The organism is Pseudoduganella sp. GW821-FHT12E03, assembly GCF_058807115.1.
On the sequence record NZ_JBXAQJ010000019.1, the window covers coordinates 71,630 to 95,361 of the forward strand.

18 protein-coding genes and 1 tRNA gene are annotated in these 23,732 nt (G+C 59.8%); all 19 read right to left on the reverse strand.

Annotation, left to right across the window (positions count from 1 at the left end):
• Positions 1-15: 15 nt before the first annotated feature.
• Entirely contained in the window at positions 16-654 is a 639-nt protein-coding gene (locus AC1RRC_RS31750; protein ID WP_493059828.1) for a chemotaxis protein CheB, read from the reverse strand.
• Complete coding sequence (locus AC1RRC_RS31755; protein ID WP_493059829.1) at positions 651-1,505, reverse strand: CheR family methyltransferase; 855 nt, start codon at positions 1,503-1,505, stop codon at positions 651-653. Before AC1RRC_RS31755 ends, AC1RRC_RS31750 begins: the two co-directional genes overlap by 4 nt.
• Positions 1,502-5,698 carry a response regulator gene (locus AC1RRC_RS31760; RefSeq protein ID WP_493059830.1) on the reverse strand — a complete coding sequence of 1,399 codons (4,197 nt, stop codon included), beginning with the start codon at positions 5,696-5,698 and terminating at the stop codon, positions 1,502-1,504. The genes AC1RRC_RS31755 and AC1RRC_RS31760 overlap by 4 nt, the downstream gene beginning before the upstream one ends.
• A 96-nt stretch (positions 5,699-5,794) precedes the next feature.
• On the reverse strand, positions 5,795-6,109 hold the full coding sequence (locus tag AC1RRC_RS31765) for an Mpo1-like protein (RefSeq protein WP_493059832.1): 315 nt from the start codon (positions 6,107-6,109) through the stop codon (positions 5,795-5,797).
• Between the two features lie 21 nt (positions 6,110-6,130).
• Positions 6,131-6,811 (reverse strand): ArsR family transcriptional regulator, encoded by a 681-nt coding sequence (locus AC1RRC_RS31770; RefSeq protein WP_493059833.1) that lies wholly within the window; start codon positions 6,809-6,811, stop codon positions 6,131-6,133.
• Between the two features lie 75 nt (positions 6,812-6,886).
• Positions 6,887-7,081, reverse strand: a complete 195-nt coding sequence (locus tag AC1RRC_RS31775) for a hypothetical protein (RefSeq protein WP_493059834.1) — start codon at positions 7,079-7,081, stop codon at positions 6,887-6,889.
• Between the two features lie 251 nt (positions 7,082-7,332).
• Entirely contained in the window at positions 7,333-8,304 is a 972-nt protein-coding gene (locus AC1RRC_RS31780; RefSeq protein ID WP_493059835.1) for an alpha/beta hydrolase family protein, read from the reverse strand.
• 63 nt (positions 8,305-8,367) lie between these two features.
• Complete coding sequence (locus tag AC1RRC_RS31785; RefSeq protein ID WP_493059836.1) at positions 8,368-9,963, reverse strand: M64 family metallopeptidase; 1,596 nt, start codon at positions 9,961-9,963, stop codon at positions 8,368-8,370.
• 244 nt (positions 9,964-10,207) lie between these two features.
• The gene (locus AC1RRC_RS31790) at positions 10,208-11,107 is read right to left on the reverse strand and encodes a helix-turn-helix domain-containing protein (RefSeq protein WP_493059837.1); all 900 of its coding nucleotides are present in this window, start codon (positions 11,105-11,107) and stop codon (positions 10,208-10,210) included.
• Positions 11,108-11,234: 127 nt separating this feature from the next.
• Positions 11,235-15,476 (reverse strand): DNA-directed RNA polymerase subunit beta', encoded by a 4,242-nt coding sequence (gene rpoC / locus AC1RRC_RS31795; protein ID WP_493059838.1) that lies wholly within the window; start codon positions 15,474-15,476, stop codon positions 11,235-11,237.
• Positions 15,477-15,554: 78 nt separating this feature from the next.
• Positions 15,555-19,664, reverse strand: coding sequence for a DNA-directed RNA polymerase subunit beta (gene rpoB / locus AC1RRC_RS31800; RefSeq protein ID WP_493059839.1), 4,110 nt, complete (start codon positions 19,662-19,664; stop codon positions 15,555-15,557).
• Positions 19,665-19,945: 281 nt separating this feature from the next.
• Entirely contained in the window at positions 19,946-20,317 is a 372-nt protein-coding gene (gene rplL / locus AC1RRC_RS31805; protein WP_493059840.1) for a 50S ribosomal protein L7/L12, read from the reverse strand.
• A 61-nt stretch (positions 20,318-20,378) separates the two neighbouring features.
• Positions 20,379-20,909, reverse strand: a complete 531-nt coding sequence (gene rplJ / locus AC1RRC_RS31810; RefSeq protein ID WP_493059841.1) for a 50S ribosomal protein L10 — start codon at positions 20,907-20,909, stop codon at positions 20,379-20,381.
• 261 nt (positions 20,910-21,170) lie between these two features.
• Positions 21,171-21,866 (reverse strand): 50S ribosomal protein L1, encoded by a 696-nt coding sequence (gene rplA, locus AC1RRC_RS31815; protein ID WP_154380668.1) that lies wholly within the window; start codon positions 21,864-21,866, stop codon positions 21,171-21,173.
• Positions 21,867-21,868: 2 nt separating this feature from the next.
• Positions 21,869-22,300 (reverse strand): 50S ribosomal protein L11, encoded by a 432-nt coding sequence (rplK, locus tag AC1RRC_RS31820; RefSeq protein WP_493059842.1) that lies wholly within the window; start codon positions 22,298-22,300, stop codon positions 21,869-21,871.
• Positions 22,301-22,417: 117 nt separating this feature from the next.
• Positions 22,418-23,029 carry a transcription termination/antitermination protein NusG gene (nusG, locus tag AC1RRC_RS31825; protein WP_493059843.1) on the reverse strand — a complete coding sequence of 204 codons (612 nt, stop codon included), beginning with the start codon at positions 23,027-23,029 and terminating at the stop codon, positions 22,418-22,420.
• Positions 23,029-23,412: a preprotein translocase subunit SecE gene (secE, locus tag AC1RRC_RS31830; protein ID WP_493059845.1), complete on the reverse strand. Its 384-nt coding sequence runs from the start codon at positions 23,410-23,412 to the stop codon at positions 23,029-23,031. The genes nusG and secE overlap by 1 nt, the downstream gene beginning before the upstream one ends.
• 35 nt (positions 23,413-23,447) lie before the next feature.
• Positions 23,448-23,523 (reverse strand) — tRNA-Trp (locus tag AC1RRC_RS31835).
• Between the two features lie 86 nt (positions 23,524-23,609).
• Positions 23,610-23,732, reverse strand: a 123-nt coding sequence (locus AC1RRC_RS31840; protein WP_493059665.1) for an EF-Tu C-terminal domain-related protein, incomplete at its 5' end; no start/stop codon positions are given.

A 23,732-nucleotide genomic window follows, 5' to 3' on the forward strand; every position in this document is an offset into this window, starting at 1 on the left:
TGTGTCGGACGCGGCTCATGGCAGCACCTCGGCCGCCAGCTGCCGCAGCAGCGCGGGGATCTCATCGAGCGCCGCCACCCGGTCCGGGACGCACCGCGCCAGCGCGGCGCGCGGCATCGAATCCATCACGGCGCTGTCCGGATCTTGCACGATGGTGTAGCCGCCTGCCGCACCGATATGGGCCAGGCCATTGGCGCCGTCGGAACCGGCGCCGGTCAGCACCACGCCGATCAGGCCCGCGCCATAGCAGGCCGCCGCCGACTCGAACAAGACATCGGCCGACGGCCGCGCAAAGCTCACCGGCGGATCGAGCGTGAGCGCCATCCTGCCATCGAGCTCCACCAGCAAATGGTAGCCGGGCGGCGCCAGGTAGGCGGCGCCGGCTTCCAGCAATTCCCCCTCGTCCGCTTCCTTGACACGCATCTGCGACGCCGCGTCGAGCAGGCGCGCCAGCCCGTCGCCACTGGCCACAGCGATATGGATCACCACCAGCACCGGCAGCGGGAATCCGGCCGGCAGTACGGGCAGTACGCGCTTCAGGGCTTCCACACCGCCGGTGGAGACACCGATCGCCACCGCGCGGTAGCGCAGTCTGGGCCGCGTCTGCCTGGCCGGGGCATGGCTGGCGGGAACATGATTGCCGGCCCCCGTCATGATGCGGCTCCCGGCCGCGCCGCCCTCATATACTCCTTGCGGTAAATGCGCGTGTGCGGCGCCACCTCGCGGTAGTGCGGGGAAATGCCGCGCTGGTCCAGCGATTCCTTGGCGCCCAGGCACAGGAAACCGCCCGGCGTCAGGCAGCCATCGAACAGCGACAGCAAGCGTTCCTTCAGCGACGGCTTAAAGTAAATCATCACGTTTCGGCACAGTATCAATTGCATTTCGCTGAAGTCGGCATCGGTGGCCAGGTTGTGCGCGGCAAACACCACGTTGCGCAGCAAGTCCGCGTCGAACAGCGCGCGGCCGTAGCGCGCCACATAGTAATCGGAAAAGGCGGCGGTGCCGCCCGACTGCTGGTAATTGCGGGTATAGCGCTGCATTTCGCGCAAGTCGAACATGCCCTGGCGCGCCCGCTCCAGCACCGCCTGGTTCAAATCCGTCGCGTAAATACGGCATTTGTCGCCCACGCCTTCTTCGCGCAAGATGATCGCCAGCGACAGCACTTCTTCCCCGCCGGCGCAGCCGGCCACCCAGATTTTCGCGTGCGGATAGGTGCGCAGGTGCGGCACCACTTCGGTCCGCAGGGTGCGGAAAAAGACCGGATCGCGGAACATGTCCGACACATTGACCGTCACATCTTCCACCAGCGAACGGCACAGCACCGCATCGCGCAGCACGGCGGACATCGCGGCGCCATAACTGTCATAGCCGGACTTGGCCAGCCACGCGCCCAGGCGGCGCGCCAGCGACGCTTGCGCATACTCCGAAAAGTCATAACCATGCGCCTGGCGGATGGCGGACACCAGCAGATCAATTTCCAGTGCGGCGATCTGCTGTTCGTTCACGCCACCTCCCCCGCCTGATATAGCCATACACGCATTAACGAGAACAGCTTGTCGAGGTCGACCGGCTTGGTCAGGTAATCGCTGGCGCCCGCGTCAAGGCACTGCTTCTGGTCGCCCAGCATGGCCTTGGCGGTCAGCGCAATCACCGGCAGGCGCACCCAGCGCGCATCGCGGCGCATGCGGCGCATCGCTTCAAAGCCATCCATTTCCGGCATCATGATATCCATCAGCACGATGTCGATGTCCGGGTGTTCCTGCAACCGCTCCAGCGCTTCGATGCCATTGCCCGCTTCGACGATCTGCATGCCTTTCTCGGCCAGCACCGACGACAGCGAAAAGATATTACGGATATCGTCATCGACCAGCAGCACCTTGCGCCGCTCGAACATGGCTTCCTTGTCGAGCGCGCGGCGGATCATTTTTTGCTGGTCTTGCGGCAGCGAACTTTCCACCAGGTGCAGGAACAGGCTGACCTCGCCCACCAGCCGCTCGGGGCTCTTGGCGCCTTTGACGATAATACTGTCGGTGTAGCGGCGCAGGCGCGCTTCATCGATTTCCGACAGGCTGCGGCCGGAATGCACGATCACCGGCATTTGCGGCGCGCACTGGCTCGCCTGCAACTGGTCCAGCAATTCAAAGCCGGACATGTCGGACAGTCCCAGGTCCAGCACCATGCAGTCGTAATAGCGCTGCCCCAGCAAGGCCAGCGCCGCGCTGCCGGAATGCGCAATCGTGATATCGAGACCATCGGTGGCCAGCAATGCCGCCACACTCATGGCTTCGGTTTCATCGTCTTCCACCACCAGCAAGCGCTTGTCCTTGCGGTCGATGACGGCGCCAATCGAATCGAGCACCTGGTCCAGCTGTTCCGAGCTGACCGGCTTGGTGATAAAGCCGATCGCCCCCAGGCCCATCGCCTTCTGGCGGTCTTCCAGGCAGGTGATGAAATGCACCGGGATATGGCGCGTGGCGGGGTTGTCCTTAATGCTGCGCATCACGCCCCAGCCATCGATATGGGGCAGCATCACATCGAGCAAGATCGCATTGGGGCGGAAGCGCTCGGCCAGCGCCAGGCCTTCTTCGCCATCGCAGGCCACAATCGCCTGGAAGCCGTGTTCGCGCACGGTGTCGCGCAAGATGCCGGCAAACGCCAGGTCATCCTCGACGATCAGGATGCAGCGGGTTTCCGGCAGCACGCTGCAGCGGTCATCTTCCATGGCGCCGGCCGCCTGTCCTTCCGGCGCCGCGGCCAGCGGCGCAAACGGCGCGGGCCGCGCGGCGCCCGCGGCGGCGGCGGGGAATTCCGGCAGGCGCGCCGGCGGCGGCGCCGGCATGGCCGTGTAGGCGGCCGGTGCGGCGGGGGGCCGTAATGGCGGCATGGCCGGGCTGGCGGCCGGTACGGCCGGGCCAAGCGGCGCCGATGGCCCGGCGATCGCCAGCGGCGCCGCCGGCATCATGGGGACACCGGCAGGCATGCTGGCGGCGGCACTGCCATCGAGCGGCAGGAACAGCGTGAAGATACTGCCAGCGCCCGGTGCGCTCGACAGCGCGATTTCACCGCCCATGCGGCGCGCCAGCTGGCGCGAAATCGACAGCCCCAGCCCGGTGCCGCCAAATTTGCGGCTGGTGGAGCCATCGGCTTGCTGGAACGCGTGGAAGATGCGCTCGTGCTGGTCCGGTGCGATGCCGACCCCGGTATCGCTGACGGCAAACGCGATGGCGGCATCCGGCAAGCCATGTTCGCCGGCGACGGCAGAGCGGATCGACAAGCCGACCCGGCCCTGCGAAGTAAATTTGATGGCGTTGGCGAGCAGGTTTTTCAACACTTGCTGCAGGCGCTGCGGGTCGGCCTTGATGGCCGGGGCCACGCCCGCCGCCACATCGATGGCAAACGCCAGGCCCTGGTGTTCCGCCTGCGGCAAGAACAATTCGCGCAGTTGCGCGGCAATGTCGGTGACCGCCACGGATTCCACCTGCAATTCCACGCGGCCCGCTTCGATCTTCGACAAGTCGAGAATATCGTTGATCAGGTTCAGCAAATCCTTGCCGGCACTGTTGATGGTGGCGGCATACTCGACTTGCTTGTCGCTGAGCTTGCCTTCCTTGTTTTGCTTCAGCAAGCTCGACAGGATCAGCATGCTGTTCAGCGGGGTGCGCAGCTCGTGCGACATATTGGCCAGGAATTCGGACTTGTACGCGCTGGTGCGTTCCAGCTCGTCGGCCTTGCGGCGCAATTCCCGGCTGACCTGTTCGCTTTCAGCGCTCTTTTGCCGGATCACTTCACGCTGCTGTTCCAGCAATTGCGCGCGCTCTTCCAATTCTTCATTCGATTGCTGCAACTCTTCCTGCTGCACCATCAATTCTTCGGTCTGCACCTGGGTTTGCTCCAGCAGGGTGGCCACGCGGCGGCGCGCCTGTTCCACCCCGACCGCCACCGCCACCGCTTCCGCCGCCTGTTGCAGCCAGCCGGTTTTAATGTCGTCCAGTTCGCCCAGGGTGCCCAGCTCAATCAAGCCCATCAGGCTGCCGTCATGCACCAGCGGCACCGCCACCACGGCCGCGGGCGCCGTGCTGCCCAGCGCGGACGCCACGTCCAGGTACGACGCCGGGACTTGCGTCAGCACCGCCGTGCGGCGTTCGACGGCCGCCATGCCGGCCCAGCCCTCCCCCAGCGCCACTGTGGTGCGCGGTGGCTGCGCCGGGGTCATGGCATAGGCCGCCGCCAGTTCCAGCACTTGCCGCTCGGGATCGAACAAATACAGCGCGCCGACCGTGCCGCCCACATGTTCGGCCATGAAGCGGATCACCGCGCCGGTCAACTGATCGAGTTCGCGGTCGCCCCGCAATTGCATATTGAGCGCATTGATGCCGCTCTTGGACCAATCCTGGCGCCGCTCGTCCTCGCGGTGCGTGCGCAGGGTGCGCGTCATGCGGGCAAAGCCCCGGCCCAGCGACAGTTGCGCATCGCTCATGCCGGCCATGGCCTGCCCCAGCGCGCCGATTTCATCGCGCAGCCCGGAAAACTTGCCCAGGTCGAGCGGCGGCGGCTCGCTCACGTCGCGGCTCAAGTCCCCGGCGGCAATCGCCTCCACCATCTCGGCCCGTTCCCGGCAATCGTCACCCAGGTTGCGCAAGGTGGCCAGCACATGCTGGATCTGCTCGGTCAGGGACAGGTACGCACCGACGGTGAAATACGCAAACAGCAGGCAAGCGAGCAAGGTCAGGCCACCGGCCCACAGCAGCCGCTCCCGGGCTTGCGCAATGCGCTGATTGAGCGCCGTGCGCAAGGCCGGCGCCAGGACTTCTTCGCCGCCGGTGTAAAACTGGTCGATCAAGACCGTGAAATGGTCGATATACGCCGCCGTGCTCATGCCCAACCGGGCGCCGATGATGTCTTCTTGCACAATGGAAATCGTGGTGCGGATGCCCGACTCGACGCGCTGGTCCAGGCCGGCGATAAGCGCGCGCAAGGTGGGGTTGTAGGCGGTGACTTTTTCCAGGTTCGCCGTCTGCAAGTCGCGCGCGATACGCATATGGCCAAGCAAACCGGCCATTTCCAGCTTTTCCGCATCCGTCACCGTCCCGCGCGCCACCATGGCCGCGCCGGCCGCGCGCAACTGGCCCAGCCGTTCAGTAAAGAATGGCAATTTGACCAGCGTATCAATCAGGTAATACGACGAAATTTCCGGGTCCAGGGTCAGCGAACTGCCATCGGCAATGTCGGTGCCCAGGGTCAGCATTTTGGCAATCAATTGCTCATGGCGCAGCGTATTGATTTTTTGGGTCCACTCCAGGCCGAACTGGCGCAGCGCGCGCCAGTCGGATGTGACTTCGCGCCAGCGCTGCGACGCGGCCACGACCGGAGGGATGGCTTCGGCCAACTGGCCAAACGCCAGGTCCACTTCCGCCGCCTTGGCGCGCTGCTTGGGACCGAAGGTGGGATTTCCACCAAGCAATCCGGCGGACAAGCCGCGGTCATGCTGGACCAGCTGGATCGCCCGGTTCAGCCGTACCAGCGCTTCCACCCCGCGCAATTCATTGCGCGTCGGCTCGATCACCTGGTCCATCGCCCCAAACAATTGCACCAGCAAGACCAGGATCGCGCTTAACGCAAGTACCCCCAGCAGGAAAAATTTATGCGCATAGCGCAGCCTGCTCATCAGGTTGATTGCGGGGTAGAACAGGGGTTTCAAAGACCCTCCCGGGCGGAGTCCATCATTGCAAATGCAGCAGGGAAAGCATCGGCGACTGCCAAATCGGTGTCAAGAGGAAAGTAATTTTGTTGCCAATTACCATCGGATGCGCCCGGTCCACATATCTTTATACATGATCCAATCGCCAATAAAACTATACAACGGGTATTTAAAGGTGGCGGGGCGATTATGTTCGAAGAAAAAATGACCGACCCAGGCAAAGCCATAACCAGCGAGCGGCATCAGCCATAACAAGGCATATTGACCGCGCAGCAAGGCGGTGATCAGGATAAATAAAACCAAGGTGGAACCAGCAAAATGCAGCCGGCGGCACGTGACATTGGCATGCTCTTGCAAATAAAACGGATAAAAATCTTTAAAAGTATGAAACCGCTCCGCCTGCACTGACATATTCACGCTCCTCAACTCTCGTCAATTTTCCTCGATGCGGCTTGCATAATTCAAATCCGTTTCATCGCCCCATACAAATACTTTGGGCTCGCGTAATACTTGCACCAGGAATTGCTGCTGCTCGCGTAAGCGGCGGCGGAAGTCCGGCAATGAATACAGATTGGGATTAATTTTACGGCGCAAGATGCGCTCTGCAACGGGAAGACGCGACAGCAATTCACCGTAACTGGTGTTATCGCCAATCAGCAGCAATTCAATCTTGCCTTCCGTGGCTTCCTGTTCCATGGCGCTGGCGCCATAGACAAACGCCACATTCAAGACATCGCCCAATGGCGACAGCGCGGAATTCAACACACTGACCAGGCCAAAGGTTTTTCGCACCAGGCTGGATAATTCCTCATAGACCAGGCTGTCTTTATTCGGACGGAAACGGCGCACATTACCAATACGCTCGGAGACGATCAGCCCGGAATCATGGAGGCGGCGCAATTCACGTTGCGCTGATGCACTGCCTAGCCCCGTGAGACGCATGATTTCGTTCAAGTGAAAACCGTCGTTGACGCGGACGAACATCAACCCCAGCAGCTTTTGCTGGGCGGGTGTAAAGAGGGCTTGGGCGATCATGGGCCAAATCTTAGCACGTATGCGCCAGCTTCTGGCACAGGCCGCATGCACTTTCGCCATTACATCGAGCGGCACCATGGGGCACCTGACGCGCCGTTGCGACAGTTGCCAGTCGGCATGGCATCGGTGGGCACGCCAACCAGCCGCCGGTGCTTACTGCTTGCGGATAAAGCGGGAAATCAAAAAGAATAGCTCGCCCAGGATCAGGACAAACCAGATCTGGCCATCATTACTATTTCTCAACGAAATAAAGTAAGCGGCATTCAATACATGGATCAGCAAAAGGAACACTGCAGGAATGGCAAAGCAAACAACGAGGATGGCTATATCTTGAATTGAAAACTTCATGTGGCACCTTGGCGCTTTGCCTGATAATAGTTCCAATCTATTGCAAACTGATTAGAATAGCCTTAATCGACATTCCATCAGGAACATGAAATTACTTTACACAAATGCGTTTTTTTGCTCGTTTTTTTGGCGGCGCGTGCTATAGTGAAGACGTGGAGTACAGGTGCGCCGGAGTTGCAGAGCGGGACCGGGCAGGTACTTCGCAAATGGCCACTCTTTATCGAGTGGCCATTTCATTTTCTGCGCGGGCTTCATAACTGCCGATTAAACCAACCCATCAATTCGCCCAGCACTTCTTTCCGATATTTGAGCAAGGAATGATCGCCATTAGGATAGATCACCAGCTTATAGGGCTGCCCCCTCTCTTTCAGCTTTTCCGCCATGGCAGTGGCATTTACCACCGAGACTTGGACATCCGCATCGCCGTGTAATAGCAAGACCGGCAAGCCGGGATCAAGCCGTTCCATCCAATATAAAACCGAACGATCTTTTAAAGCCTGATCGCGGTGGGTCGCATATTCAGGAATCATGCGTGCCATTAGCCGCTCCATTTCCGGCCGACGCGGTACCTCGGTCAACAGATCCGAAACGCCGCCCCAAATCGCAATGGCTTTAATCCGCTTGCTGCGCGCTGCCGACAAATACGTCATGATGCTGCCGCGGCTGATGCCAAGCATACCGATCCTGGTGGCATCGGCGTCCGGCATGCCATCAATAATCGGAATTAACGCCAGGACATCATTCACATCACGCCCGCCGAACTCATCATGCCCGCGGCCCCGGTATTGGCTGGAAATCACGATGTAGCCCTGCGCCGCCCATTGCATCTGGTTGCGGACCAATTCCTGCGCAGATAAGGGCGTATCCCGGATATTGCCGCCCCGGTTATAAACCAGCACCGGCAATTTATTCCCGGCGGCGCGCCGGGGCTGGACCACATGGCCATCGACCGTCAGCCCGTCGACTCGATAGGTGAAGGCGAGGCATTCCAGCTTGTCGTCCAGCGGCCGCAGTGAATCCTTGTAATCGACCCAGTTCTGGTAATGCGCCATGGTGGCGGCATCACTGCTCTCCGTCGGCCGGGCCGGCATGATGACGGGTTGTGCCTGTGCTGCGTAACACGGGGTTTGGCTGGCCACCGACGAAGCCGAGGAAAACCGCGGCGTTTCCGCCGTGGCGGCGCCGGACAGCAGTAACAATGTAAGGAACAGGCGGGCGGGCATGGGCATTGTCAAAAATGAAAATATTACCACACTACAACACCCGCCCCGCCTGTCTTGCCGCGCTTATTTCGGGAAGTTATAGACCAGCGTATAGGAACCACTGCCGGAATACGACTTCACTTGCGCATAGTAATAACCCGCCGTGCCGTTGTACGTAATCGTTTCGCTCGAGGTCGACCCTTCGCTGCTCGCGACTTTGACCCATGCGCTGCCGGAATATTTATACAGGAACAAGTCGAAATCCGCCCCTGCCGGACCGCTCAATTGCGCGGTGAAGGTGCCGGCCGCCGCCGAGACGTAGCCCGGTGCGGCGCTCGGCGCATTGGCGCTGCCGCCGGAGGCCAGCGAGCCAGTCTGGGTGACACCCGTGTATTTGGCAAACACATTGCGCACCGCGCCTTCATTGACGGCGTGCCATGGATAGCCGAGGGTGCGCATGCGCGAGTTTTCCGTCGGACGGTACTTGCCTGCCGTGCAATATTGACCGCCCTGGAACACGCCGACCGTGCCGTTGGCATACATGCCGGGCTGGGTTGGCACCGGGGTGTTGGCGTGGATCTGGCTGCCCCATTTGACCGAGCGCGTGTTGACCCGCGAGACGTTGACTTCGGTCGGTTCCGCCGTGGTGTTGCAGGTGCCGGTTTCATATTCATCGGCCAGGGCAAAGGCCGTGTGGCCGATTTCATGCAGCGCGATTTCAATCGACTGGTCCGCCATCGACACGGTGGCGATTTCAGCGCCGGAGCCGCCGTAACGGGTCGAGTTGGACACCACGATGATGACGTCGCGCTGGTCAGGCTGCAGCACGGAACCGACAATGTTGTAGACCTTGGCGGAATTCACGCACAGCAGGCGCTCGGTGGCGAAGCAGCCGAACTCGCCATCCATCGCGGTATCTTTATAGATCCCCTTGTCGATTTCATCGGCGCCAGACTGGTTACTGGCCACGTCCACGCGGCGGATATTCATCGAACTCCGGTTGGCGGCAAACAACGGGTCAGCCAGGAAGCCGTTGATGACTTTCTGCGCATCGGTCTGCCACTTCCCCATTTCCGCCGCCGTGTAGCCGTCGCCGACAAACACGTAATCCATCTTGATGCCGGACGGGCCGTTGTTGAGGATGGTGGTGCTGGTGGCGGCCCCGGGAGCGCCAGCCTTGTGCCTTTTGCCGGACGTGGTGGTGGTCACCAAACTTTCCAGCGCGGCGCGGCCATAGGCGGCCAGCGGCGTGGGAGCGCCGCCTGCCTTGGCGTTTGCACCGTGGCTGGCGACAGGCAACACTTCGATATTGACCGTGTTTTTATCAAACGGCAACGATACTTCGAACACGCCCGATGGGCGTTTCACGTTCTGCGACGTTTCGATGGCGCCGGTCTCGCGGTTGAATACTTCGATGCGATGCTGCTGGCTGTTATTGACAGTGACTTCGTGCAGGATCTTGCCGGCGGCATCCTTGGCCACCACCCGCCACTGGCCGCCTTCGGCGTCCTTGCGCACGTCCGGCGTGACGGCAAACTTGCCGACTTCGGCATGGATGGGCGTGAATACGGTGCCGGTACGGCCTTCCGTGAAATTCATTCGCAGCGAAATGTTGTCAGCGTAGGCGGCCTGGCTGGCCAGCAAGGCAAGCAGGGCGGCGGAACGGCGAAGGTAGGGCATGATTGTCTCCTTTTTTGTAGTGGTTCAGAGACTGTAGAGTTATCGGCCGAGGCGGGCTTGCCGGATCGTGCGGGAATAGCACAAAACTGCTGGGAACATTGATGCGTGTGGCGGAATGGCCAAGGTCCGCCACACGGGCCGCGGCGTTGTGATGGACAGCACGTTAATTCCGTAGGGTGGTAAGCCGCGGGCTTGCCGCCATGCATGGTGGCTTCCGCCCCGGCGGAAGCTATAGATACGGGTTCTAGGTCCCGCTATCCTTGCGGCTGGCCCGCCACGCCACCGGCGACATCCCGTATTGCGCGCTGAACGCGCGCGTGAAATGACTGGAGCTCTGGAATCCCACATCCTGCGCGATGTCGGTGATGCGCGCATCGCCGTTAATCAGCGCGCCGGCCGCTTGCTCGAGGCGGCGCTCCAGGATGTAACGGTGCGGCGGTACGCCGACCGCACGGTGGAATTCACGGGAAAAGTGGGCGGCGCTCATGCCGCACAGGGCGGCCAGTTCGCCGTTCGAGGGAGGCGCGTCGCCATGCTCGGCGATATGGCGCAGCACGCGCCGCAGGCGGGCCCCGGACAGGCCGCCATCGAGCGCCTGGTCCGGCTTTGAATAATGTTCCAGCAGGTAGCACACCAGGGCCATCACCGTGTGATCGCACAGGTCCGGCGCCAGCGGCCCGGCCAGCGCGCGGGCGTCGAGCATGCGGCGCACCATATCCAGCACGGTGCGGTCCGAGACAAACTTGTTAGCCGCCAGCACCGCCCCGGTTTCATCGCCACGCCGCACGGCCAGCCGGTCCACCAGGTCGATCGGAATGAACACATTGACAATATCGCAGCCGCTCAGCTGGCTCCAGTGCCCCTGCTCGCCCGGCGGGCACAGGCGGAACCGGCTGGCGGGAATGGTGCCGCCCCACACCGGCGTGTTGCCGTGCCAAATGCGGGCGTCGAGCGGTTCCATCATCAGGGCCAGGCGGTAACTGCCCGGATGTGGGCCGACCGAGCGGATCGTATCGGCCGGCCCGTCGCTGATCCAGCGGCCCAGGGCCGCGCCGGACGCCGGCAACGGGCCGATGCAAGCGTGCAGTACCTCGACACCGCTCTGGCGGAACCAACGCAGTAATTGTTCGGCGCTGTCGATCATGGCTGCAAATGTGAAATGACCACCATAGAGTCTCACACATTCCCCACCGGCAACACAGGTAAGCATAAAAAAAGCCACCCGAAGGTGGCTTTTATGTCACAGCGTTAGCTGGCAGACAAGGCGCGGATTATTGCGCGTCGCCGTCCGGATGCTGGGCTGCGTGTTCCGACAGTTCTTCCTGAGCGGTGGCGATGGCGGCAGCTTTTTCGGCTTCCAGCAGCGCTTTGCGCTCTTCGGCTTCCCACACTTCCTTCTCGCGGCGGGCGCGGTGGAAGGCCAGACCGGTACCGCCTGGAATCAGACGGCCAACGATCACGTTTTCTTTCAGGCCGCGCAGACCGTCGCGCTTGCCCATGATCGCCGCTTCGGTCAGCACGCGGGTGGTTTCCTGGAACGATGCGGCCGAGATGAACGAGTCGGTCGACAGCGATGCCTTGGTAATACCCAGCAGCACGTTTTCGTACGTCGCCGGGATCTTGTTCAGCGCGTTGACCTTGTCGTTCTCGTCCAGCAGTTCCGAACGCTCCACCTGCTCGCCGACGATGTAGTCGGTATCGCCGGCGTTGACGATCTGAACACGGCGCAGCATCTGGCGAACGATCACCTCGATGTGCTTGTCGTTAATCTTCACGCCCTGCAGACGGTACACGTCCTGCACTTCGTCAACGATGTAACGCGCCAGCGCTTCGATACCCAGCAGGCGCAGGATGTCTTGTGGATCGGCCGGGCCGTCCACGATCATCTCGCCCTTGTTCACCACCTGGCCGTCGTGCACCAGCACTTGCTTGTCCTTGGTAATCAGGAACTCGTGCTTGTTGCCGTCCATGTCGGTGATTTCCAGACGCTGCTTGCCCTTGGTTTCTTTACCAAACGCAACCGTACCGGTGACTTCCGCCAGCATGCCCGCGTCTTTCGGCGAACGGGCTTCGAACAGTTCCGCCACACGTGGCAGACCACCGGTAATGTCACGGGTTTTCTGCGATTCGGTCGGGATACGCGCCAGAACCTCACCCACGGACACTTGCTGGCCGTCTTTCACCATGATCAGTGCGCCAACCTGGAAGCCGATCGCCACGGCGTGTTCCGTGCCGGCGATCTTGACTTCATGGCCTTCTTCGTTCAGCAGTTTCACCTGTGGACGCAGCGTCTTGGTCAGGTTACCGCGGCGTTTCGCATCGATCACCACCAGGGTCGACAGACCGGTCACATCGTCCACCTGACGGGCCACGGTCACGCCTTCTTCGACGTTCTCGAAGCGCACCGTACCGGCGTACTCGGTAATGATCGGACGGGTCAGCGGATCCCAGGTCGCCAAGGCGATACCGGCTTTCACCGTCATGCCATCCTTGACGATCAGGGTCGCGCCGTACGGCACCTTGTGGCGCTCGCGCTCACGGCCGTGGTCGTCGGTAATCAGCACTTCACCGGAACGGGAAATGACGATTTGCGCGCCCTTGCCGTTGGTGACGTAACGCATGGTCGAGGTGAAGCGGATGATACCGTTCGACTTGGCTTCAACCGACGACGCCACTGCCGCACGCGATGCCGCACCACCGATGTGGAAGGTACGCATGGTCAGCTGGGTACCCGGCTCACCAATCGACTGTGCCGCCACCACACCGACGGCTTCGCCGGAGTTGACCAGCATGCCACGGCCCAGGTCGCGGCCATAGCACTTGGCGCACAGGCCGAAGCGCGTGTCGCAAGTCAGCGGGGTACGGACTTTGACTTCGTCGATACCCACGCGTTCGATTTCTTCGACCATGTCTTCGTCCAGCAGCGAGCCGGCTTCGTACAGGGTTTCCTGGGTTTCAGGATTGACGATGTCGGTGCCCGCCACGCGGCCGAGAATACGATCGCGCAGGGCCTCGATCACTTCACCACCTTCGACCATCGCCTTCATCAGCGTGCCGTTCGAGGTGCCGCAATCGTCTTCGATCACCACCAGATCCTGGGTCACGTCCACCAGACGACGGGTCAGGTAACCCGAGTTTGCGGTCTTCAGTGCCGTATCCGCCAGACCTTTACGAGCGCCGTGGGTCGAGATGAAGTACTGCAAAACGTTCAGGCCTTCGCGGAAGTTCGCGGTAATCGGCGTTTCGATAATCGAACCGTCCGGTTTCGCCATCAGACCACGCATACCCGCCAGCTGGCGAATCTGTGCCGCCGAACCACGGGCGCCCGAGTCAGCCATCATGTAAATCGCGTTGAACGATTCCTGGGTGGTCTGGGTGCCGTCGCGCTTGGTGACGGTTTCCACTTTCAAGTGTTCCATCATGGCCTTGCCGACTTCGTCGGAAGTCTTGCCCCAGATGTCGACCACTTTGTTGTAACGCTCGCCCGCCGTCACCAGACCGGAAGCGTATTGCTGTTCGATCTGTTTGACTTCGGATTCGGCGGTGGAAATCATGGTCTTCTTGACTTCCGGCACCAGCATGTCATCGACGCAAATCGAGATACCGGCGCGGGTTGCCAGGCGGAAGCCCGACTGCATCAGCTGGTCGGCAAACACCACGGTCGCGCGCAGGCCGCACTTGCGGAACGACGTGTTGATCAGCTTGGAAATTTCCTTCTTCTTCAGCGCGCGGTTCAGGACGCTGAATGGCAAGCCTTTCGGCAGGATTTCCGACAGGATGGCGCGGCCGACCGTGGTTTCATAACGGGTCAGGGTGCGCACGAACTCGCCGGTCACCGGATCTTTTGGATTTTCAACGATACGCACCGTGATGCGGGTCGCCAGTTCCACTTCCTTGTTGTCGTACGCGCGGATCACTTCCGACACGTCCGGGAACAGCATGCCTTCGCCCTTGGCGTTGATCGCTTCGCGGGTCGCGTAGTACAGACCCAGCACGATATCCTGCGAAGGAACGATCGATGGTTCGCCGTTCGACGGGAACAGGATGTTGTTCGACGCCAGCATCAGCGTACGGGCTTCCATCTGCGCTTCGATCGACAGCGGTACGTGGACCGCCATCTGGTCACCGTCGAAGTCAGCATTGAATGCCGCGCAGACCAGCGGGTGCAGCTGGATCGCTTTACCTTCGATCAGCACCGGCTCGAACGCCTGGATACCCAGACGGTGCAGGGTTGGTGCACGGTTCAGCATGATCGGGTGTTCGCGGATGACTTCTTCCAGGATGTCCCACACCACCGGTTCCTGCACTTCCACCAGCTTCTTCGCCGCCTTGATGGTCGTTGCCAGACCCATCAGTTCCAGCTTGTTGAAGATGAATGGTTTGAACAGTTCCAGCGCCATCAGCTTCGGCAGACCGCACTGGTGCAGTTTCAGCTGCGGACCCACCACGATGACCGAACGGCCCGAGTAGTCGACGCGCTTGCCCAGCAAGTTTTGACGGAAGCGGCCGCCCTTACCTTTGATCATCTCTGCCAGCGATTTCAGCGGACGCTTGTTGGCGCCGGTCATCGCTTTGCCGCGACGGCCGTTGTCCAGCAGCGAGTCCACTGCTTCTTGCAGCATGCGCTTTTCGTTACGCGTGATGATCTCTGGAGCGCGCAGCTCCATCAGGCGTTTCAGACGGTTATTACGGTTAATAACGCGGCGATACAGGTCGTTCAGGTCGGAGGTCGCGAAGCGGCCGCCGTCCAGCGGGACCAGTGGACGCAGTTCCGGCGGCAGCACCGGCAGCACTTCCATGATCATCCAGTCCGGCTTGATGCCGGAACGCTGGAACGCTTCCAGCACTTTCAGACGCTTGGCGTACTTCTTGATCTTCGCTTCGGACTTCGATTCCTTCAGTTCCACGCGCAGGGCTTCGGCATCGCGGTGGATGTCGATCGAGCGCAGCAGTTCACGGATACCTTCCGCGCCCATGTAGGCGGTGAAGTCGTCGCCGTACTCTTCGTACTTGGCGGCGTAGTCGTCTTCCGACATGATCTGGCACTTCTTCAGCGGGGTCATGCCAGGATCGGTCACGACGTATGCTTCGAAGTACAGCACGCGTTCGATATCGCGCAGGGTCATGTCCAGGACCATACCCAGACGCGACGGCAGCGATTTCAGGAACCAGATGTGCGCGGTTGGCGAAGCCAGTTCAATGTGGCCCATGCGCTCACGGCGCACTTTGGCCAGCGTGACTTCAACGCCGCACTTTTCGCAGATCACGCCGCGGTGTTTCAGGCGCTTGTACTTGCCGCACAGGCATTCGTAGTCCTTGATCGGGCCAAAGATCTTGGCGCAGAACAGACCATCGCGCTCTGGCTTGAAGGTACGATAGTTGATGGTTTCCGGCTTTTTAACTTCGCCGTAGGACCACGAACGGATTTTCTCGGGCGAGGCCAGACCGATCTTGATCGCGTCAAAGCTCTCGTTTTGCTGTACTTGCTTGAATAAATCGAGCAGGGCTTTCATGTATCACTCCAGGTAGTGATGAATTCTTAAACTTGCCCGGCCACCGCAGGTGCGGATGGCCAGGCTGCGTGCAGTGTCTTAGTTGCGCTCGAGGTCGATATCGATACCCAGCGAGCGGATCTCTTTCACCAGCACGTTGAACGATTCCGGCATACCTGCGTCGATCACGTGATCGCCCTTCACCAGGTTTTCGTACACTTTGGTACGGCCGTTCACGTCGTCCGACTTCACAGTCAGCATTTCCTGCAGCACGTACGATGCGCCGTACGCTTCCAGTGCCCACACCTCCATCTCACCGAAGCGCTGGCCACCGAACTGGGCTTTACCGCCCAGCGGCTGCTGCGTCACCAGCGAGTAAGGACCGGTCGAACGCGCGTGCATCTTGTCGTCCACCAAGTGGTGCAGTTTCAGCATGTGCATCACGCCCACGGTGACTTTGCGCTCGAACGCTTCGCCAGTGCGGCCGTCGTACATGGTGACCTGATTCTTCGACGGGGTCATGCCCAGTTTGGTTGCGATCTCGTCCGGATACGCCAGGTCCAGCATGCGGCGGATTTCGGATTCGTGCGCACCGTCGAACACCGGCGTTGCGAATGGCACACCCTTCTTCAGGTTGTACGCCAGGCCCATGATTTCTTCGTCGGTGAAGTTCGCGATGTCTTCCTGACGGCCGGTCTCGTTGTAGACCGTGGTCAGGTACTTGCGCATTTCTTCGACTTTGATCTGCTGAGCCAGCATCTCGCCGATACGGATACCCAAACCTTTAGCTGCCCAGCCCAAGTGGGTTTCCAGGATCTGACCCACGTTCATACGGGATGGAACACCCAGCGGGTTCAGCACCACGTCAGCCGGCGTACCGTCCGCCATGTAGGGCATGTCTTCCACTGGCACGATGCGGGACACCACACCCTTGTTACCGTGGCGGCCTGCCATCTTGTCGCCCGACTGCAGGCGGCGTTTCACGGCCAGGTAGACCTTGACCATTTTTTGCACGCCAGGTTGCAGTTCGTCGCCTTGCGTCAATTTCTTGCGCTTTTCTTCGAAGGCCAGGTCGAACTGGTGACGCTTCTCGTTGATGGATTCCTTGATGGCTTCCAGGGCAACGGCAGCGGCGTCTTCCGCCGGACGGATGTCGAACCAGTGGTACTTGTCCAGATCGTCCAGGTAGTCCTTGGTGATCTTGGCGCCTTTCGCCAGCTTTTTCGGACCGCCGTTGACGACTTGGCCGATCAGCATCTTTTCCAGACGCTGGAAGGCATCGCCTTCCACGATACGCATCTGGTCGTTCAGATCCAGGCGGAAGCGTTTCAGTTCATCGTCGATGATCTGTTGCGCGCGCTTGTCACGAACGATGCCTTCGCGGGTGAACACTTGCACGTCGATCACGGTACCGACCATGCCCGACGGCACGCGCAGCGACGTGTCTTTCACGTCGGACGCTTTTTCACCGAAGATCGCGCGCAGCAGTTTTTCTTCCGGGGTCAGCTGGGTTTCGCCTTTTGGCGTCACTTTACCAACCAGGGTGTCGCCGGCTTGCACTTCGGCGCCGATGTACACGATACCGGACTCGTCCAGGCGGGCCAGTTGGTTTTCCGCCAGGTTCGAGATGTCGCGGGTGATTTCTTCCGCGCCCAGTTTCGTATCACGTGCCACCACCGACAGTTCTTCGATGTGGATCGAGGTGTAACGGTCGTCTTTGACGACGTTTTCCGAAATCAGGATCGAATCTTCGAAGTTCAGACCATTCCATGGCATGAAGGCCACGGTCATGTTCTGGCCCAGAGCCAGCTCGCCCAGGTCGGTCGATGCGCCATCGGCGATCACGTCGCCCTTGGCCACGCGGTCGCCCACTTTGACGATCGGACGCTGGTTGATGTTGGTGTTCTGGTTGGAACGGGTGTACTTGATCAGGTTGTAGATGTCCACACCGACTTCGCCGGCGGTCGCTTCTTCATCGTTCACGCGAATCACGACACGGCCCGCATCGATGTAGTCCACCAAACCGCCACGCAGCGCTTGCACGGTGGTGCCGGAGTCGACTGCCACGGTGCGCTCGATGCCGGTACCGACCAGCGCCTTTTCAGGACGCAGGCAAGGTACAGCCTGACGCTGCATGTTGGCGCCCATCAGTGCACGGTTCGCGTCATCGTGTTCCAGGAATGGAATCAGCGATGCCGCCACGGACACGATCTGGCCTGGCGCAACGTCCATGTACTGGATACGCTCTGGCGAGACCAGGATGGTTTCACCGGCTTCACGGGCCGATACCAGTTCATCGGACAGCTTGCCTTCGGCGTTGATGGTCGCATTCGCCTGGGCGATGATGTAGCGGCCTTCTTCAATCGCGGACAGGTAGTCGATCTTGTCGGTCACGGTGGAACCTTCGACCTTGCGGTACGGGGTTTCCAGGAAGCCGTATTCGTTCAGGCGGGCGTACAGTGCCAGCGAGTTGATCAGACCAATGTTCGGGCCTTCAGGCGTTTCAATCGGGCAGACACGGCCGTAGTGGGTCGGGTGCACGTCGCGCACCTCGAAGCCGGCGCGTTCGCGGGTCAGACCGCCAGGGCCCAGAGCGGAGACACGGCGCTTGTGGGTGATTTCCGACAGCGGGTTGGTCTGGTCCATAAACTGCGACAGCTGGGACGAACCGAAGAACTCACGGATAGCAGCCGAGATCGGCTTGGAGTTGATCAGGTCGTGCGGCATCAGGTTGTCGGCTTCCGCCTGGCCCAGACGCTCTTTCACGGCGCGCTCAACACGCACCAGGCCGGCGCGGAACTGGTTTTCCGCCAGTTCGCCCACGCAGCGTACGCGGCGGTTACCCAAGTGATCGATATCGTCGACTTCGCCGCGGCCATTGCGCAGTTCCACCAGGATCTTGATCACAGCCAGCACGTCTTCGTTCGACAGGGTCATCATGCCGGTCAGTTCATCGCGGCCAATGCGGCGGTTGAACTTCATGCGGCCGACGGCCGACAGATCGTAACGGTCAGGGCTGTAGAACAGGCCGTTGAACAGGGCTTCCACCGACTCTTCGGTTGGTGGTTCGCCAGGACGCATCATGCGGTAGATCGCCACGCGCGCCGCGGTCTGGTCGACGGTGTCGTCGATGCGCAGGGTCTGCGAAATGTACGCGCCCTGGTCCAGGTCGTTGGTGTACAGGGTCTGGATGTCGCTGATGTTGGCGTCGCGCAGCTTGTTCAGCGTTTCTTCGGTCAGCTCGTCGTTGGCGTTGGCCACGACTTCGCCGGTTTCCGGATCCACGATGTTTTTCGCCAGCACGCGGCCCAGCAGGTAGTCTTCTGGAACCGAGATGTGCTTCAAGCCGGCGGCGTCGATATCGCGCACGTGCTTGGCGTTGATACGCTTGTCCTTCATGACGATGGTCTTGCCCGTCTTCGGATCAACGATGTCGAAACGCGCGACTTCGCCACGCAGGCGTTCCGCGACGAATTCCATCTCGCCGCCTTCCGAACGCAGGTGGAAGTTGTCGAACACGAAGAAGTTCGCCAGGATCTGTTCCGGCGTCATGCCAATGGCTTTCAGCAGGATCGAGACCGGCATCTTGCGGCGGCGGTCGACGCGGAAGTACAGGATGTCTTTCGGGTCAAACTCGAAGTCCAGCCACGAGCCGCGGTAAGGAATGATACGTGCCGAGAACAGCAGCTTACCGGACGAGTGGGTCTTGCCACGGTCGTGCTCGAAGAACACGCCAGGGGAGCGGTGCAACTGAGAAACGATCACACGTTCGGTACCGTTGATGACGAACGAACCGGTCGTCGTCATCAGCGGCAGTTCGCCCATGTACACTTCCTGCTCTTTCATCTCTTTCACCACCGGCTTGGTTGGCGATTCCTTGTCCAGGATCACCAGGCGCACTTTCGCGCGCAGCGGGGAAGCGAAGGTCAGGCCACGCAGTTGGCATTCCTTGACGTCAAAGGCGGGGTCGCCCAGCACGTACGACAGGAACTCCAGGCGGGCGAAGCCGTTGTGGGAGACGATAGGGAAGATCGACGTGAAAGCCGATTGCAGGCCTTCATTCTTGCGTGTGGATGGAGCGGTGTGCTCCTGCAAGAAGTTTTCGTAGGACTCGAGCTGGGTCGCCAGCAGGAACGGAACGTTGTGGACGTTGGCGCGCTTCGCAAAAGACTTACGAATGCGTTTCTTCTCAGTAAATGAGTAGTGCATGGACACTCCGTGAGTGACAGGAAAGGATAGAAAATTCAAGTTTCAGCCACAGTCCACATGGGTTCCGGGCCTTCAGGCCGGGCATCCACATATCGACATGTGAAACCTCAATCCGCTATCGTCTCCAGGTCGGTGATACGAACAAGGTGACTTACTGCTACAAATACGGTACGACGAATACGATACAGACGACAAAGGAGCCAAAGCCGACACTCCCCCCTTCCAGGAGGAGTATCTGGCTTTGGCTCTCGGCGTTTAAACTACCCGCCGGTACAACAAGATTACTTCAGTTCAGCCTTGGCGCCAGCTTCTTCCAGCTTCTTCTTAGCGGCTTCAGCGTCAGCTTTCGACATAGCTTCTTTAACGGTCTTAGGTGCGCCGTCCACTACGTCTTTGGCTTCTTTCAGGCCCAGACCGGTGATTTCACGAACAACTTTAATCACGCCAACTTTGTTCGCGCCAACTTCGGCCAGAACCAGGTTGAATTCGGTTTGCTCTTCAGCTGCAGCAGCAACTGCGCCGCCAGCTGCTGGAGCAGCCATAGCTGCTGCCGACACGCCGAATTTTTCTTCGAAAGCTTTGACCAGTTCGTTCAGGTCCATTACGGACATTTCGCTAACTGCTGCCAGGATGTCGTCTTTGGAAATTGCCATTTGAAACTCCTAATTTATTTGTATGCTACAGAATTGTTTACTTGAGAAAAACAGCGCGCTATTAAGCTGCAGCGGTTTCTTCGGCTGCAGGAGCAGCTTCCGAACCTTCGCTCTTTTTCGCTGCCAGAGCAGCCAGACCACGTGCAAAGCCCGACACCGGAGCCAGCATAACGCCCAACAGCTGCGAGATGAGGACTTCACGGCTAGGAATGCTCGCCAGCGCGGTAACAGCAGCTTTATCCAGCTGTTTACCGGCGTAGTTACCAGCCGTGATAACCAGTTTGTCGTTGGTTTTAGCGAAGTCGTTGAGGACTTTAGCTGCTGCAACGGCGTCATCCGAGATCGAGTAGATCAGCGGACCGGTCATGCTGTCGGCCAGGGCGGCGAATTGCGTACCTTCTACCGCACGGCGAGCCAGCGTGTTCTTCAGAACACGCAGGTACACGCCTTGGGTACGCGCTTTAGCACGAAGTTGCGTCAAGTGAGCAACCTGGATGCCACGGTACTCGGCCACGACCACGGTTTGCGCAGTTGCTACTTTTGCGGAAACTTCGGCGACGACGGCCTTTTTGTCATTCAGATTGAGACCCACGGTCAACCTCCTTAAATGATACTGGGCAAGTGCCCGGTATCGGTTCGAACAACGGCGTCCGAGGTTAGGAGTCCAATGGACTGCAAAACTTGATCGGGTACACCATCTGCGTTGGGCGCCTCGCGGCGATTAACTCCAAGCCTGCCTGCTGCTTCGAGCCCAACGGTCTTTGATTGCCTGGTGACGTTGCTTGCGCGCCGTCACCAGCCCAAAGATGCGCCCCGCGTGCTGTACAGCAGCGAGGACTTGATTCTTTAAAACTTAAGCCGACAGGCCAGCGTGGTCAACACGGACGCCAGCGCCCATGGTCGACGAGATCGCTACTTTACGCAGGTACACGCCTTTCGACGATGCTGGCTTGGCTTTGTTCAGCGCGTCGATCAGGGCAACCAGGTTGCTCTTCAGATCGGCATCGGCGAACGACTTGCGGCCGATCGTTGCGTGGATGATACCTGCCTTGTCGGTACGGTACTGAACCTGGCCGGCTTTCGCGTTTTTCACGGCGGTAGCGACGTCAGGGGTAACGGTGCCAACTTTCGGGTTAGGCATCAGGCCGCGTGGGCCCAGGATCTGACCCAGGGTACCAACGATACGCATGGTGTCTGGCGAAGCGATGACGATGTCGAAAGGCATGTCGCCGGCTTTAACACGCTCAGCCAGGTCTTCCATACCAACCACGTCGGCGCCGGCTGCTTTAGCAGCTTCAGCCTTGTCACCGGTTGCGAACACAGCAACGCGAACGGTTTTGCCGGTGCCAGCTGGCAGCACGACGGAACCGCGAACAACCTGGTCCGACTTCTTCGGATCCACGCCCAGTTGCACGGACACGTCGATCGATTCGTTGAACTTGGCGGTGGCCAGTTCTTTAACCAGGGCGACAGCGTTGTCGAAAGCGTACACTTTGGTACGGTCTACTTTAGCCTTGATGGCTTGAGCGCGTTTGGACAGTTTTGCCATGATTACACACCTTCTACCGTGATGCCCATCGAACGAGCGGAACCAGCGATGGTGCGCACAGCGGCGTCCAGGTCGGCAGCGGTCAGGTCCGGGGTTTTCAGTTTTGCGATTTCTTCAGCTTGAGCGCGGGTCAGCTTACCGACTTTGTCGGTGTGTGGCTTCGGCGAACCTTTGGTGACGCCCGAGTGCTTCTTGATCAGGTAGGTCGCTGGAGGGGTCTTCATCACGAACGTGAAGGACTTGTCAGCGAATGCGGTGATCACGACTGGGATCGGCATGCCTGGCTCCATACCTTGGGTCTGCGCGTTGAACGCTTTGCAGAATTCCATGATGTTCAGACCGCGCTGACCCAGCGCTGGACCGATTGGAGGGGATGGGTTTGCTTTACCTGCTGGTACTTGCAGCTTGATAAAGCCAATGATTTTCTTTGCCATTTGGGCACTTCCTATCGTTGGATTGAGTAGTAGCGCCCCACCTGGTCAAATAACCTGGCAGGGCTCCTCTTGTTTCGCAGATTTAGCCGGAGCCGCGCTCCGTGGGGCGCTTGATACTTAGACTTTCTCGACCTGGCCGAACTCGAGTTCGACAGGGGTGGCGCGGCCGAAGATGGTGACCGAGACGCGCACTTTGGATTTCTCGTAGTTGACTTCCTCGACGTTGCCGTTGAAGTCGGTGAACGGACCATCCTTGATGCGGACTTGCTCGCCCACTTCGTACAGCACTTTCGGGCGGGGCTTTTCCACGCCTTCCTGCATTTGCTGCATGATCTTGTCGATCTCGCGCGCAGGAATCGGGGTCGGCTTGTTCGATTTGCCGCCAATGAAACCGGTGACTTTGCTGGTGTTCTTCACCAGGTGCCACGTTTCATCGGTCATTTCCATTTCCACCAGCACATAACCAGGGAAGAAACGGCGCTCGGTCACGGACTTCTGGCCGTTGCGCACTTCAACCACTTCTTCGGTCGGCACCAGGATCTGGCCAAACTGGTCTTGCATGCCGGCGCGTTCGACGCGCTCGGTCAAGGCACGCTGTACACTTTTCTCCATGCCGGAATAAGCGTGCACCACGTACCAGCGTTTGTTGCTGACTGGCTTGCTCAGCTCTGCGCCAGCGTCTTGCGCCGGAACACTGTCCGGCGCGTTATCTTGCACATTGTCGCTCATTATTGTTTCCAACCCAGGATTACGTCGTACAACAGGAATTCCAACAACTTATCCGTGCCCCAAAGGAACACAGCCATGACCAGTACAAAGGCAAACACGATCATCGTGATTTGCGTTGCTTCCTTACGCGTTGGCCAGACGACTTTTTTCGTCTCGCGAACGGCTTCTTTGGCAAAATTCAGGAAATCGCGGCCGGAGGTAGACGTGTACGCAATGCCGGCGGAAATAAGCAAACCAACCACAAGCGCAGCTGCCCGCACCAGGGTTGGTTGACCTGCCAGGTAAAAGAACCCGACTACGCCTGCAATCGCAGCAACCACGGCCAGCACGACTTTGAACTTGTCGTTCGACGTGCCAACGGTTTGCACGGATTGATTAGACATTTATTTTACTTTCGGTGCCCTGCACCAGAATTCGGTGGCAGGGGCGGAGGGCATCGAACCCCCAACCTTCGGTTTTGGAGACCGACGCTCTGCCAATTGAGCTACGCCCCTACGTAAAACTTACTCACAACAAACTTGCTGAATCCGTAATTCTAGCACCCAACAGCGTCGGGCGCTAGTATTTTTTGGCAGGATTCTTAGGCGATGATCTTAGCAACCACGCCGGCGCCGACGGTACGGCCACCTTCGCGGATAGCGAAGCGCAGACCTTCTTCCATAGCGATCGGGCTGATCAGTTTCACGGTGATCGACACGTTATC